Source organism: Streptomyces sp. NPDC051987 (genome assembly GCF_040680735.1).
Classification (GTDB): Bacteria; Actinomycetota; Actinomycetes; order Streptomycetales; family Streptomycetaceae; genus Streptomyces.
Map to the genome: position 1 here is coordinate 78,235 of NZ_JBFAXI010000009.1, position 13,942 is coordinate 92,176.

The window sequence follows — 13,942 nt, forward strand, 5'->3', positions numbered from 1 at the left end:
CCTGTACGAAGGCTGTGCATCCGCTTTCTCTCCAATGTCGCACATTTTCCGGATTGCGCCCGCCCGCTGGTCCAGATCGCCTCCTTCATGATCCGCTACGGCGACGTCGTCACCGACGAGATGCGCCGGATGCGGATCGCCCGCCGGTCGCGCGGCTTCGAGGCGCGGGGCGTGCGCCACTGGGGGGTGCTCGCGAAGTCCGCGGGCGCGCTGTTCATCCGCTCCTACGAACGCGGGGAGCGCGTCCACCTGGCCATGGTGAGCCGCGGCTGCTCCGGTTCGATGCCGGTCATCGACGAGGTGACCGCGTCCCCGGCCGAGTGGCGGTACGCCCTGGCGCTGCCGCTGTCGGCCCTTGTCGTCTGCCTGTCGGGATGGACCCTGTGACCGCTGCAGCCGCCTGTGCTCCCGCCTCGCTGGAGGTCTCCGGCCTCGCCTTCGCCTACCCCGACGGGCACCAGGCCGGCGCCGGGTCGGCATCGTCTTCCAGGGCCCGGACGACCAGCTGTTCATGCCCACGGTCCGCGAGGACGTGGCGTTCGGTCCGGCGGCGGCCGGGCTGAAGGGGGCGGAACCGGAGGCACGCGTGCGGGCCGCCCTGGAGCGGGTCGGCATGGCCGGCTTCGCCGAACGCCCGCCCCACCACCTCTCCTTCGGGCAGCGCCGCAGGGTGGCGGTCGCCACCGTCCTCGCCATGGAACCGGAGATCCTCGTCCTGGACGAGCCCTCCTCCCACCTCGACCCGGCCTTCCGGCGCGAACTCGCCGACATCCTCCGCTCCCTGGACGTGACGGTCCTGATGGTCACCCACGACCTGCCGTACGCCCTGGAGCTGTGCCCGCGCTCCCTGGTGCTCAGCGGCGGCACGATCGCAACCGGCGGACCCACCGGCGAACTCCTCGCCGACGACGCCCTGATGCGCGCGCACCGGCTGGAACTGCCCTTCGGGTTCGCCTCGCGTCCGTGACAATGGGCGTGTGACGCATCAAGAGGACGCCGGTGACGCCGTGGGGCCGCCGCGGCTGGACGACCAGCTGTGCTTCGCGCTGTACGCGGCGCAGCGCGCCGTGACCGCCGCCTACCGCCCGCTCCTCGACGAACTGGGGCTCACCTACCCGCAGTACCTCGTGCTGCTCGTCCTGTGGGAGCGGGGCGAGACCACGGTGAAGGAGCTGGCGGCGGCGCTCCGGCTCGACTACGGCACGGTGTCGCCGCTGCTGAAGCGGCTGGAGGGCGCGGGTCTGGTGCGCCGGGAGCGCTCGGAGCGGGACGAGCGCTCGGTGCGGGTCGCCTGCACCGGGCGCGCGGAGGAGCTGAGGGAGCGCGCGGCGCGCGTCCCCGGTGCCCTGCTCACCAGCACCGGGCTGGACGGTGCCGATGTGGCGCGGCTGCGCGAGGAGTTGCGGGACCTCGCGGAGCGGGCGGGCCGGGCGGCTTGTCGGCCCGCGTGACCTCTCGGCCCGCGTGACCTCTCGGCCCGCGTGACCTCTCGGCCCGCGTGACCTCCCGCCCGCATGGGCGCCCGCTGTTACCCGCGGTTTCCACCCCCTGCCCCTCCCGCAGCTCCCTACCGGTCGGTACCTTGTGCACGATGTGCTTGCGCACTCCGTATTGCTCACCACTGCTCACCGCCGTTTCCGCCCTGGGGGAGGTCCCGCCGTGATCGAAGGCGCCACCGTCGACTCTCGTCCGACGAAGATCATGTACGTCGCCGAGGCGACCGCGCACGGCGGCCGGGACGGGTATGTCAGCAGTCAGGACGGTCAGATCGACCTCAAGGTCGCGATGCCGCCGGAGCTGGGCGGGGACGGCAACGGCACCAACCCGGAGCAGCTGTTCGCGGCCGGCTACAGCGCCTGCTTCCACAACGCGCTGATCCTCGTCGGCAACCGCGCCGGCTACGACCTGACCGGCTCCACGGTCGCCGCGAAGGTCGGCATCGGCCCCAACAAGCAGCGCGGCTACGGCCTCGCGGTCGCGCTCAGCGTCTCGCTCCCGGTGCTGGACGCGGACATCGCGGCGAAGCTGGTGGACGCCGCCCACGAGGTGTGCCCGTACTCGAACGCGACGCGCGGCAACATCGAGGTGACGATCGTGCTCGGCTGACCCCGGCCGTCCCTCGGCCACGTGCCGCAGACCACGTCGTACGGAGGAATCCGCGGCCGCGCGGCCCTGTTTCCCTCACTGTCGCCAGTCGTAGTGGGTGGAGTGGGTGGAGGGATCGTGGACGTGGACGTGCACGGCACTGTGGCCGAGGGCTTCGAGCCGGTCAGGGACGCGTTCGCGGACAACTTCGCGTCGCTCGGGGACCGGGGCGCGGCGGTCGCCGTGTACCGGGACGGACACCAGGTCGTCGACCTGTGGGGCGGCGCCCGAGACGTCGACGGGGCCGTCGGCGGCCCGCCGTGGAAGCGCGGCACCGCCCAGATCGTGCGCTCGGCGACCAAGGGCGTCGCCGCCGCCGTGCTGCTGCTCCTGCACCAGCGCGGGGAGCTGGATCTGGACGCGCCGGTCGGTGACCTCTGGCCGGAGTACAAGGCGGCGGGCAAGGAGCGGACGCTGGTGCGGCACCTGCTCGCGCACCGCGCGGGCGTGCCGGTGCTGGACCGGCCGCTCACGCCCGCCGAGGCCGCCGACCCCGACCTCGGCGCGGCCGCCGTGGCGGCCCAGGCGCCGGTGTGGGAGCCGGGCACCGACCACGGCTACCACGCGCAGACCTACAGCTGGCTGACCGGTGAGCTGGTGCGGCGGGTGACCGGGCGGACCGTCGGCGAGTGGATCGCGGACGAGATCGCCGGGCCAGCCGACGCCGAGCTGTGGCTCGGGCTGCCGGCGGCGGAGCAGGCGCGGGCGGGGCGCGTGGGGCCGGTCGAGGCGCCCGCCGGCGCCGGCGCGCTGCGCACCCGGCCCAAGCGGGCCGTCTCCGAGGCGTACGCCGACCCCGGTTCGCTGACCCGGCGGGCGTTCGGCGCGATCAGCCCGCTCCCGGACGAGAACGACCCCGCCTACCGCGCGGCCGCCCTGCCCGCCTCCAACGGCGTCGCCACCGCCGACGGCCTGGCCCGCTTCTACGCCTCGCTGATCGGCGAGGTCGACGGCGGCAGGCGGCTGTTCACGCCGGAGACCATGGAGCTGGCCCGCGCCGAGCAGTCGGCCGGACCGGACCGGGTGCTGGTCGTCGCCACCCGCTTCGGGCTCGGTTACATGCTGCACGGCAGCGCGTCCCCGCTGCTCTCCCCCGGCTCCTTCGGCCACCCGGGCCGGGGCGGCGCGCTCGCCTTCGCGGACCCCGAGTCGGGCATCGCGTTCGGCTATGTCACCAACGGCTTCCGCAAGAGCGTGACGGCGGACCCGCGGGCGCAGGCGCTGGTGCGCGCGGTGCGCACGGCGTTGTCCTGACCGCCGCGCGCACCGCCCTCGGACAGCCGCCCGCGCGTACCGCTCCCCCGCACCGCTCGCATGCACCGCTCTCGCGGACCGCTCACACGTTGATCGGGTGCGAGTGCCGCCCCGACAGCGCGTCGATCTCGCCGTGCGCCTTGGACAGCAGTTGCATGGCCAGTTCGTTCAGGGCGCGGGCGCCGGCGATCTCCTCGCCGACTCTGGGCTGGTTGCTGTCGGAGTCGTGCCGGCTCGCGTGGCCGTGCGCCCGTACCTCGGTGCCGTCGGGCAGGCGGACCAGGGCCACCGCGCGCGTGTGCGTGTCGTCCTCCAGGAACTCCATCTCGACATGCCATCCCACAGCGGTTTTCATCATGTTCATCAGGGACCACCTCCGGAATCGCTGCTTCCAGGGTGCTCCTTCGAAGCCCGGCCCGTCACGTCGGTCCGGGCCCGCTCCGGCGCCCTCCGGGAGCCTTCCTCACCTGTCCTCGAAGCTCGCGAAGTAGGCGGCGGCCATGTCCTCGTCGGCGTGCCCCTGGGCGGCGGCGCGGGCGAAGCGTTCGGCGGCCGCCTCGGCGACGTCCAGGCGCACCCCGTGGCTCGCGCCGGCGGCGACGATCAGCCGGGCGTCCTTCCCGGCGGTGTCCACCGCGAACGACGGCGGGGTCAGCCCGCCGTCGAGGATCAGGGCGGCCTTCGCCCGCAGGTAGCCCATGTCGAGCGGGCCGCCCGCGATCAGGTCGAAGAAGCGCTGCGGGTCCACCCCGAGGCCCTCGGCCAGGGCGAGCACCTCGCCGGTGGCCGCGGTGGCCGCGAGGACCCAGCTGTTGGCGACCAGCTTGAGCCGGGTCGCGGCGGCCGTGGCCCCGTCGTCGCCGGTCCACACCGTCCGGGCGCCGACGGCGTCGAAGACCGGCGCGACCCTCGCCCGGTCCTGCTCCGGCCCCGCGGCCAGGACGGTGAGCTGTCCGGCCTCGGCGGGCTGCCGGGTGCCGAGGACCGGGGCGTCGTAGAAGACCAGGCCGTGCTCGCGGGCGAACGCGGCCAGGTCGGGGACCTGGTCGAGCCCCGCGGTGGTCGACTGGACCCAGACGGTGCCCGGACGCAGCGAACCGGCCGCCTCGCGCAGGGTCTCCAGCGCGGTGGCGCCGTCGTACAGCATGGTCAGGACCACGTCGGCGCCCTCCACCGCCCCGGCCGGGGTGTCGGTGACCTGGGCGCCGTCCGCCGCGAGGGGTTCGGCCTTGGCCCGGGTACGGTTCCAGGCCCGGACGGTGAGCCCGGCCTTCAGGAGGTTGCGGGCCATCGCGGCGCCCATGATGCCGGTGCCCAGCACTCCCACGGTCGGCTTGTCGGTCATGACCTCTCCCTGTCGTCGTACGGTCCGCAGCCAGCTTGGCGTACCGCGGGCCAGGCCGGCGCGCGGCGTCCGGGTATCCGTTGCGCCGCGCCGGAAAACGCGGGGGACCCCGGTCCGCCGACCGGGGTCCCCTGGCGTGAGCGGGCGGATCAGCCGTCGTTCTCCGCGGACGGGAGGTAGGCGCCCGGCACGTCGTTCGGCGAGTAGACCTTCTTGTCGCCGGGGTAGGGCTTGGTCCAGTTGTGGGTCTGGTACCAGGTGTAACGGTTCATCTGGGTCGGGTTCGCGTAGTCCGGCACCGCGTTCTTGCCGGTCAGCCGCTGGTGCGAGGCCCATGTCCGCCACTGCGCCGCCACCTTGGCCTCGGCCGCCGGCACGGCGACCGACGTGGGAGCGGCCGCCGCCTTGGCGTCCTGGGCCGCCGGGGTGTCCGAGCCGCAGCTCGGCTGCGGGCTCACGCCGAGGGTCAGCGAGGTCCGGTTCGGGACCGCCGTGAACGGCGTGTCGTCCGCCTTGTACGTGAACGCGTCGTACATCGGGGTGGCCGCGCTGTCGAGCTGGTTCATCGGGTGGATGCCGAGGATCTGCTCGATGGTGCGCACCATGGTGATCTGCGAGTAGTAGTGGTCGTCGACCGTGCCGTGCTGGGCGTACGGGCTGATGATCTGGACCGGGGCCCGGTGGCCGTCGACGTGGTCGAGACCGGCCTGGGAGTCGTCCTCGACGACGAAGATCGCCGAGTCCTTCCAGTACTTGCTGTGGGTGATCTCGTCGACCGTGCGGCCGACCGCGAGGTCGTTGTCGGCGACCTCGGCTGCGGCGTTGGCGGGGCCGCCGGTGTGGTCGTTGGAGAACCAGAACATGTTCAGGTTCGCCGGGCCGTTCTTCTCGAAGTCCTGCTTCCAGATCTGCTCTTTGTAGATGTCCGGGACGTTGAGGTCGAACAGCGGGAAGCCCTGCACCGACACGTCGTTGAGCGACGGGATCGCCGAGCCCGTCTTGATCGGGTAGGCGGTCTGGGCCCCCGTCGCGGCCATGTTCTTGCTGTCGCAGTACAGGTTCTGCCAGGTCGCGCCGGCCGGCTTGCTCTCGTACGACTGGAACTCGCCGAAGTCCTTCACGGACTTGCCGGCCGCCTGCGCGCCGGTCCAGATGAACCCGGTCTTCTGGTGGCCGAGGGCGTCGTCCTCGGTGTCGTAGCTGCGCGTGTACTCGCCGGCCGACGACTCGGTGTACTCCGGGTTGTCCGACTGCATCAGCCAGTTGTGACCCTCGGCGGAGTTGGTGCCGATGTCGTAGAAGTTGTCGTACAGCCCGAACTGCTGGGCGAGCGCGTGCTGGTTGGGCGTGACGTTCTCGCCGAACTGGGTGAGCGCGGAGTTTCCGTCGCCCTGCGGGAGGTCGCCGAAGACCTGGTCGTAGGTGCGGTTCTCCTTGACGAGCAGGAAGACGTGCTTGATCGTCGACGGGTCGCCGATCCGCCTCGGCACCGGGACGGCCTTCTTGTGGCTGCCGCTCTTGGCGGTCCTGACCGAGTTCGACGTCCAGCCGTTCTGCTGGAACACCTTGTTCGTCTCGGCCCGGACGACCTGGTCGCTCGGCATCGTGAACCGGGTGAGGCTCGACGTGGTGTCGTGCGTGTTGTGCCCGGCGGCGTCGGGGCGCAGCGCGTCGACGCCGCGGGTGTTGGCGACGACGATCTCCTTGCCGAGCGCGGTGACCCCGGACGGGTAGTAGTCCGTGGGGAGCAGGCCGACGTACCGGGCCGGCTGCTGCGGGGAGCTGTACCGGTAGACGGCGACGGCGTTGGCGCGGCCGAGGGTCACCAGGAGGCGGCCGTCGTCGGTGAGGGTGACCGCGTTCGGCTCGTAGCCGACGGACGCCTCGGGCCACGGCTGGGTGGCGATGGTCTGGACGACCTGGTCCTTGCTGCTGTCGATGACCGACACGCTGTTGTCGGCGGTGTTGGTGACAAACACCGCGCCCTTGCTCGCGTACACGGCGGTCGGGTGCAGGCCGACGTCGATGCTGCCGACGGCGGCGGACGGGTCCGCGGTGTCGATGACGCTGACCGTGCCGGTGGTGCTGGCGCCGGTCTTCGGGTTCGCCACGACGTCGGTGCCGTAGGAGTTGATGGTGGTGTCGCCGGCCTTGGCCGGGCGCCCGCCCTCGTTGCTGACGTAGAGCTTGCCGCCGACCAGGGCGAGGCCGCGCGGGGCGTTGCCGACCGCCCAGGTCTGCTTGACCGTGCCGGTCGCCGCGTCTATGGCGACCACCTTGTTCTGGCCGTTGACCGCGGAGTACACGGTGGAGCCGTCGGCGGAGAACACGGCCGCGCCCACCAGCGCCTGCTTGGAGCCGTCGGCCGCGAGGGTGACGGCCGTCGGGTTGGCGAGGGTGCCGTCGGCGTTGACGGTGAACTTCGTGTAGCCGTTCGCCTGGCCCAGCCACAGCTGCTTGCCGTCGGGCGAGTAGGTCGGGCCCTCCTGGCCGACCGCGCCGCTGCTGATGCGCAGGTTGTCGGCGGCGTTGGTGCCGACCTTCTGCTTGACCTGACCGGTCGCCAGGTCGACGACGACCAGGGAGGCGTCACCGTCGGCGATCGAGGCGGCGAGGTGGGTGCCGTCCGGGCTGACCGCCGACGACATGATCTTGCCGTCGTTGATGACGCTGCGGGTGCCGTAGGGGTTGATGTACTGGTCGGCGGAGACCACCTGGCCGTTGGCGGTGGTCTGGCCGACCTGCTGGGTGCCGAACTGGTAGGTCGAGGCGACCGCGGTGCCGGTAACGCCGAGGGCGACGGCGATACCCGCCGTCACCAGCAGGGTCTGGCGGCCGACATGTCTGCCGAAGAGGTGGAACTGCTTCTTCTCGCTGATCCGGCGCTGGCGTGTTACCTGCACGGAACTGTTTCCCTTCACTGGGTTTCGAGCAGGTCGACGTTGCCGTCGAACTGCCACAGCGGATTCGGGGCGTCGCCGGTCGAGGTCCGTACGAGGAAGTAGCCGTTGACTTCCTTGGGACCGTCGCCGTCGGCCACGAACCGCCCGTCCGAGGTGATGTCGAGCTGGTAGACCGCCGTCCCGGTGACGCCCGTGACGCCGGGGAGGCGCCAGCTCACTACGCACCGCCAGTCGTTGCCCGCGCCCTCCTGGGCGGTCCGGCCGTCGCTCTTGGTGCACGCCGCCGAGGCCCGCAGCTGCGCCTCGGTGACGGCGGGGCGGTGCAGTTGCTCCGTCTGGAGGCGGTAGAGGTGCGCGAACACCGTGGCGAGGGACTTCTGCACCTTCGCCTGGGTGATCCCGGAGCCCGTCGACGGGGCGGCCACGGCGACCGCCCCGACGGCGACGGCGGTCAACGCGGCCAGCGGCAGCACGCCGAGGGTGAGCGCGCGGTGCCCGGAGCCGTCGTAGGCCGGGTTGGTGAAGTCCCGCCGGATGAACAGGAGACAGGCCAGCGCGGTCGCGAGCAGGGCCCACGCGAGGCTCACGGCGACGCCGACGAGGAGCGGGGTGAGCTGGGCGGGACTGGTGAACAGACCGTTCCAGGAGATGAACGCGTAACCGGGAAGGGCGAGCCGCAGGGCGACCGGCAGCGGCAGCATCTGGGCGACCGACATCGCCAGCGCGACGATCGGGGGCAGCAACAGGCCCGTCGGGGAGCGGCCGAGGGCCACCGAGCCGAGCAGGCCGATCGCGGCCAGGGCGAGGGTCGGGGCGAGGGCGGCGAGCCAGGCGAGCAGGACCCGGGCGGCCGCGTCGCCGGACGACAGCGGGTGGCCGTCGAGGCCGACGAGCGGCTGGTCGCCGACCGACGCCAGGCCGCCGACCGTGCTGGACACGGCGAGACCGGCCACCAGCAGCACGATGACGCTGAGGCTGGCCAGCGACTTCGCCACGAAGATCCGCCCCGGCGAGCGGACCGCCACGAGCAGGTGGCGCCAGGTGCCGAGCCGGTCCTCGGCGGCGAACACGTCACCGGCCACCACCGACGTCAGCAGCGGCAGCGCCCAGGTGCCCGCGAAGCCGAGCATCACCAGCGGCCCGGCCCAGCCGGTGGCGTGCATCCACCGGCCGAACAGCGTGTCGGCGGGCAGCGTGCTCTGCCGGCTCACCCCGGCGACGAACAGCGCCGGCGCGATCCAGCAGGCCGTCACGAGCAGCCGGATCCGCCACTGCGAGACCAGCTTGACGAGTTCGAAGCGGTAGCCGCGGGACACCGGGACCCGGCGGGCGACCGCGGGTGCGGCGACGGTGGCGACGGTCTCGGCGGGCGCGCCGGTCGTGGTCATCGGCCCGACTCCTGGTGCTCGGTGAGGGCGAGGAACGCGGCTTCGAGGGGCGAGACGACGGGTGCGAGTTCGCGCACCGCGACGCCCGACCGCACGACCTGGGTGACGAGTTCGTCGATGGCCGGCACCAGGGCCCGGACGACGAGCACGTCGGGGTCCTTGCGCGGGCCGAGGCCGGTGTCGTCGACGATCCGGACGCCGGCCAGGTCCGCGGCGAGCCGGCGCGCGGTCTCGGCGTCGGAGGTGCGCAGCCGGTAGTCGAGTTCACGGTTCTCGGCGGCCAGCTTGGTCAGCGGGCCGGAGAAGACGACGCGTCCGGTGGCGAGGATGGTGACCTCGGAGCACAGCGCCTCCAGGTCGTCCATCCGGTGGCTGGAGAGCACCACGGCGGTGCCGTCGGCGGCGAGCCGGGTGAGGACGCCGTGCACGTGTCTCTTGCCGGCCGGGTCCAGGCCGTTGGCGGGCTCGTCGAGGACGAGCAGCCGGGGCCGGGTGAGCAGGGCGGCGGCGAGCCCGAGCCGCTGGCGCATGCCGAGGGAGAAGCCGCGGGCCTTGTCGTCGGCGACGTCGGTGAGCCCGACCTTGCCGAGCACGTCGTCGATCCGCGCCGTCCCCGCGGCCCCGGTGTCGAGTCCGCGGAGCGTGGCCAGCGCGGCGAGGTTCTGCCGGGCGGTGAGCGAGGGATAGAGACCGGGCGCGTCCACGAAGCCGGCGACGCCGTCGGGAGCGGTGAGCGCCCGCTCGACCGGCGTGCCCAGGATCTCCAGCCGGCCGCCGTCGGCGACGGCCAACCCCAGCAGCAGCCCGAGCAGCGTCGTCTTGCCGGCGCCGTTCGGCCCCACCAGCCCGTGGATCTGACCCTGCGTCACGTCCAGGTCCACGGTGTCCAGTGCGACGACGTCACCGAAGCACTTCGTGATACCCCGTGCCCGGACTGCGTGAGGTGTGTCCATGAGTCCCATGCGTCCCTTCTTCCGCAATCCGCAGGGACTTTATGGAGAACACACATCCAGGCCACAGACGGTCGGCTGAACGGCCGAGGAACGGTTCGTCAAGGCAACGGCAAGTCCGCTTGACCCGTACCTGACCTGACGCCCGGCCGCACCGGCACAGGGTGGGTGGTTCGCCGAACTGCGCACGCTCTGCTCCCGGTTCGGGCCTACCCCGCGTGCAGCATCAGCCCGATCCCGACGACCACCAGCCCGGCCGCCGCGATCCTGGGCGCGCCGAACGGCTCCTTGAAGAAGACCGCTCCGATGGCGGCACCGGCGAGGATCGACGACTCGCGCAGGGCGGCGACCGGGGCGAGTTCGGCGCGGGTCTGGGCCCACAGGACCAGTCCGTAGGCGAGGACGGACAGCAGGGCGCCGAAGAGTCCCAGCGCCGCGAAGGGGCGGGCGGCGGTGACCAGTTCGCCGTGTCTGCGGTACAGGGCGTACGCCGGGATCGCGAGGCCCTGCAGGGCCATCAGCCAGGCGACGTAGCCCACGGAGGATCCCGAGGCCCGGACGCCGAGGCCGTCCAGGACGGTGTACGCGGCGATCGTCAGGCCGGTGGCGAGCGCGGCGCCGACCGCCGTCCAGTCGGGGCGGCGGCCGCGCAGCCCCCACAGGGCGACCCCGGTGAGGCCGGCGCAGGACACGGCGATGCCCGCGGCCGCGGGGGCGTCGGGCACCTCGTGCGCGAAGGCGGCGGCGAACAGGGTGACGAGGAGCGGCGCGGTGCCGCGCGCGAGGGGATAGGCCTGGCCGAAGTCCCCGAGCCGGAAGGAGAGCATCAGCAGGGCGAAGTAGGCGACGTGCACGACGGACGAGGCGACCAGGTACGGCCACGCGCCGGCCGCCGGGACCGCGGCGAACGGCATCAGCAGCAGGCCGAGCAGCACCCCGCCGCCGGCGATCAGCGAGGAGCCGACGAGCTTGTCGGTGATGCGGTGGGCGATCGCGTTCCAACTGGCGTGGGTGACCGCGGCGAACAGGACGGCCGCGGTGACCAGTGGGGTCACGCGGCGGGCTCGCGCAGGTCCGCGACCGTGGCGCCGGCGTGGGCCACCAGGGCGGCGGGCGCGATCGGGAAGACCGCGTGGGGGTCGCCGGCCGCGGCCCACACCACCTCGTGCCGCAGCAGCCCCCGGTCGGCGAGGACGCGGGTGCGGGTGCGGTGCCCGAAGGGCGGCACGCCGCCGATGGCGTACCCGGTCGTCTCGCGGACGACGTCCGCCTGGGCCCGGGTCACCTTCGCGGCGCCGAGTTCCCTGCGGACCAGTTCCACGTCGACCCGGGACGCGCCGTCCATCAGCACCAGCACCGGTACCCCGTCGGCCGCGAAGACCAGCGACTTGCAGATCTCGCTCAGCTCGCAGCCGACCGCCGCGGCGGCCTCGGCGGCGGTGCGGGTGGCGTCCGGGAACCGCCGGACCCGCGAGGTCAGCTCCCCCAGCCCCAGCTCCTCCAGGGCGGCGGCGAAACGGGGATGGGCTCCACGGTCCCCGGCGTCGGCGTCAGTGGCGGCTGTCGTCATGGGAGCACGCTAACGGGGCGGGGGAAGGCGCGGCGAGCGGTCGAGCGCGGCGCGGGGCACACGAGGAAGCCGGTGAGGGCGCCCCGTCCCCACGGACCCTCACCGGCGGTCTGTCACGAGCCGTACGTCAGACGCGTACCAGCTCCCGGTCCTCGTCGTCCTTGCCGTCCTTGCCGTCCGCGTTCTCCGCGGCCAGGGTGCGCAGGCCCTCGCCCTCGACGTCGACGTTGGGGAGCATCCGGTCCAGCCACTTCGGCAGCCACCAGGCGCGCTTGCCGAGCAGGGCGAGCACCGCCGGGACGATCGCCATGCGGACCACGAACGCGTCGAAGAGGACGGCGACGGCGAGGCCGAAGCCGATCATCTTGATCATGGACTCGCTGGAGGTGATGAAGCCGCTGAAGACGGAGATCATGATGACGGCGGCGGCGGCCACGACCCGCGAGCTGTGCCGGAAGCCGGTCACCACGGCCTGGCCGGGCGTCTCGCCGTGGACGTACGCCTCCCGCATCCGGGTCACGAGGAACACCTCGTAGTCCATGGCGAGACCGAAGACCACGCCCACCATGAAGATCGGCATCATCGACATGATCGGGCCGGTCTGGTCGACCCCGAGCAGCCCGCCGAGCCAGCCCCACTGGAAGACCGCGACGACGGCGCCGAGCGCGGCGAGCACGCTGAGCAGGAAGCCGAGGGCCGCCTTCAGCGGGACCAGGACGGAGCGGAAGACCGCGATCAGGAGGAGGAAGGCGAGGCCGACCACCAGCGCCAGGTACGGGACCAGCGCGTCGTTGAGCTTCTGCGAGAAGTCGATGTTCATCGCGGTGGTGCCGGTGACCAGGACCCGCGCGCCGGTGTCGGCCTTGATGCCGGTGCCCTGGCCGCGGATCGCGTGGACCAGGCTCTCGGTCTGCGTCGAGGACGGCTTGGAGTCCGGGACCACCGTGATCGTCGCGGTGTCGCCGGCCTTGTTGAACGCCGCCGGGGTCACCGTCACGACGTCCTTCAGGCCCTTGATGTCGTCGGCCACCCTGGTGGCCGCGGCCTTGGGGGCGTCGCTGTCCTTGGCGTCGACCACGACCACCAGAGGGCCGTTGAAGCCGGGACCGAAGCCCTCCGACAGCAGGTCGTACGCCCGGCGCTGGGTCGTGGAGGTGGGCTGCGAGCCGTCGTCGGGCAGGCCCAGTTCGAGCTGGGAGACCGGGAGGGCGGCCGCGCCCAGTCCGACCACGCCGAGCAGCAGCACGGCCGCCGGGCGGCGGACCACGAAGCTCGCCCAGCGGGCGCCCAGTCCGGGCCTGTCCTGCCCGGTGGCACGGGTGCGCGGCCGGCGCTTCTCGCCCGTGGCCCGGACCCGGCGGCCCGCGTAGCCGAGCATCGCCGGGATGAGGGTCAGCGCGATGAGCACGGAGACCACGACCGTGCCCGCCGCCGCCAGGCCCATCTTCGTCAGCATCGGCACGCCGACGACCGAGAGACCGGCGAGCGCGATCACCACCGTGAGGCCCGCGAAGACCACCGCCGAGCCCGCCGTGCCGGTGGCGCGGCCGACCGCCTCCTCGCGGTCGCGCCCCTCGGCCAGCTCGCCGCGGTAGCGGGAGACGATGAACAGCGCGTAGTCGATGCCGACCGCGAGTCCGATCATCAGCGCCAGGGTGGACGTGGTGTCTCCGAGGTCGAGCGTCTTGGCCAGGGCGGTGATGGTCGAGACGCCGATGCCGACGCCCACGATCGCCGTCAGCAGCGGCAGTCCGGCCGCGACCAGCGAGCCCAGGGTGAGGACGAGGACGACGGCGGCGATGGCCAGACCGATGGCCTCACCGGCGCCTCCCGCGTCGGGCGAGGCCTGGAGCGCGTCGCCGCCGACCTCGACGGTCAGGCCGGCCTGCTGCGCGTCGTGCCCGGCCGCCACCAGCGCGTCGCGGGTGGAGTCCTTGAGCTCCGTGCCGGAGACGTCGTAGCGCACCGAGGCGTAGGCGACCGTGCCGTCCTTGCTGACGGCGTGCTGCTGGTAGGGGTCGGTGACGGAGGTGACCTCCGCGCCCGCGGCCAGCTCCTTCACGGTCTTCCTGACGGTGGCCTTGTTGAGCTTGTCCGTCATCTTCTCGCCGGCCGGGGCCTTGAAGACGACCCGCGCGGTGGCGCCGTCCGAGCTGGCGCCGGGGAAGCGCTGGTCCAGCAGGTCGAAGGCCTTCTGGGCCTCGGTCCCGGGGATCGAGAAGGAGCTGGAGCCGGCGGCGGGGGCGGAGGCGGCGGCGACACCGGCGAGGGTCAGCAGCGCCACCCACAGGAGGGCGACGAAGTGCCGTCGCCGAAAGGCGAACCGGCCCAGTGTGTAGAGGAACGTGGCCACGAGGGCGTACTCCCGGTCAGGTCGTGGGGTGTTC

12 protein-coding genes and 1 pseudogene are annotated in these 13,942 nt (G+C 72.8%); 5 read left to right on the forward strand and 8 right to left on the reverse strand.

Annotated elements, in window-relative coordinates; all coding sequences use genetic code 11:
• Nucleotides 1-12 precede the first annotated feature (12 nt).
• From AB0M11_RS07700 to AB0M11_RS07720, 5 genes and pseudogenes are all read left to right on the forward strand, one after another.
• Nucleotides 13-387 carry a CbiQ family ECF transporter T component gene (locus tag AB0M11_RS07700; protein ID WP_365702604.1) on the forward strand — a complete coding sequence of 125 codons (375 nt, stop codon included), beginning with the start codon at nt 13-15 and terminating at the stop codon, nt 385-387.
• Nucleotides 375-967: pseudogene (locus AB0M11_RS07705) on the forward strand (ABC transporter ATP-binding protein). Before AB0M11_RS07700 ends, AB0M11_RS07705 begins: the two are co-directional and overlap by 13 nt.
• 10 nt (nt 968-977) lie before the next feature.
• A complete protein-coding gene (locus AB0M11_RS07710; protein ID WP_365702468.1) occupies nt 978-1,451 on the forward strand; it encodes a MarR family transcriptional regulator in 474 nt (157 codons plus the stop codon).
• A 250-nt stretch (nt 1,452-1,701) separates the two neighbouring features.
• Nucleotides 1,702-2,106 carry an organic hydroperoxide resistance protein gene (locus tag AB0M11_RS07715; RefSeq protein ID WP_352365832.1) on the forward strand — a complete coding sequence of 135 codons (405 nt, stop codon included), beginning with the start codon at nt 1,702-1,704 and terminating at the stop codon, nt 2,104-2,106.
• A 123-nt stretch (nt 2,107-2,229) separates the two neighbouring features.
• Entirely contained in the window at nt 2,230-3,399 is a 1,170-nt protein-coding gene (locus tag AB0M11_RS07720) for a serine hydrolase domain-containing protein (RefSeq protein WP_365702607.1), read from the forward strand.
• 82 nt (nt 3,400-3,481) lie between these two features.
• On the opposite strand, the gene AB0M11_RS07725 is transcribed toward AB0M11_RS07720, so the two are convergent.
• The 8 genes from AB0M11_RS07725 to AB0M11_RS07760 all read right to left on the reverse strand — a co-directional run bounded on the left by AB0M11_RS07725 (nt 3,482) and on the right by AB0M11_RS07760 (nt 13,908).
• A complete protein-coding gene (locus AB0M11_RS07725; protein WP_365702609.1) occupies nt 3,482-3,757 on the reverse strand; it encodes a DUF1876 domain-containing protein in 276 nt (91 codons plus the stop codon).
• Nucleotides 3,758-3,862: 105 nt separating this feature from the next.
• A complete protein-coding gene (locus AB0M11_RS07730) occupies nt 3,863-4,744 on the reverse strand; it encodes an NAD(P)-dependent oxidoreductase (RefSeq protein ID WP_365702470.1) in 882 nt (293 codons plus the stop codon).
• A gap of 149 nt (nt 4,745-4,893) precedes the next feature.
• On the reverse strand, nt 4,894-7,647 hold the full coding sequence (locus AB0M11_RS07735; RefSeq protein ID WP_365702472.1) for a bifunctional YncE family protein/alkaline phosphatase family protein: 2,754 nt from the start codon (nt 7,645-7,647) through the stop codon (nt 4,894-4,896).
• 14 nt (nt 7,648-7,661) lie between these two features.
• Complete coding sequence (locus AB0M11_RS07740; protein WP_365702474.1) at nt 7,662-9,035, reverse strand: ABC transporter permease; 1,374 nt, start codon at nt 9,033-9,035, stop codon at nt 7,662-7,664.
• A complete protein-coding gene (locus AB0M11_RS07745; RefSeq protein ID WP_365702611.1) occupies nt 9,032-9,988 on the reverse strand; it encodes an ABC transporter ATP-binding protein in 957 nt (318 codons plus the stop codon). The genes AB0M11_RS07740 and AB0M11_RS07745 overlap by 4 nt, the downstream gene beginning before the upstream one ends.
• Before the next feature lie 206 nt (nt 9,989-10,194).
• Entirely contained in the window at nt 10,195-11,040 is an 846-nt protein-coding gene (locus AB0M11_RS07750) for a DMT family transporter (protein ID WP_365702476.1), read from the reverse strand.
• Nucleotides 11,037-11,555 (reverse strand): YbaK/EbsC family protein, encoded by a 519-nt coding sequence (locus tag AB0M11_RS07755; RefSeq protein WP_365702478.1) that lies wholly within the window; start codon nt 11,553-11,555, stop codon nt 11,037-11,039. Before AB0M11_RS07755 ends, AB0M11_RS07750 begins: the two co-directional genes overlap by 4 nt.
• A 127-nt stretch (nt 11,556-11,682) precedes the next feature.
• Nucleotides 11,683-13,908, reverse strand: coding sequence for an MMPL family transporter (locus AB0M11_RS07760; protein ID WP_365702480.1), 2,226 nt, complete (start codon nt 13,906-13,908; stop codon nt 11,683-11,685).
• Nucleotides 13,909-13,942 lie beyond the last annotated feature (34 nt).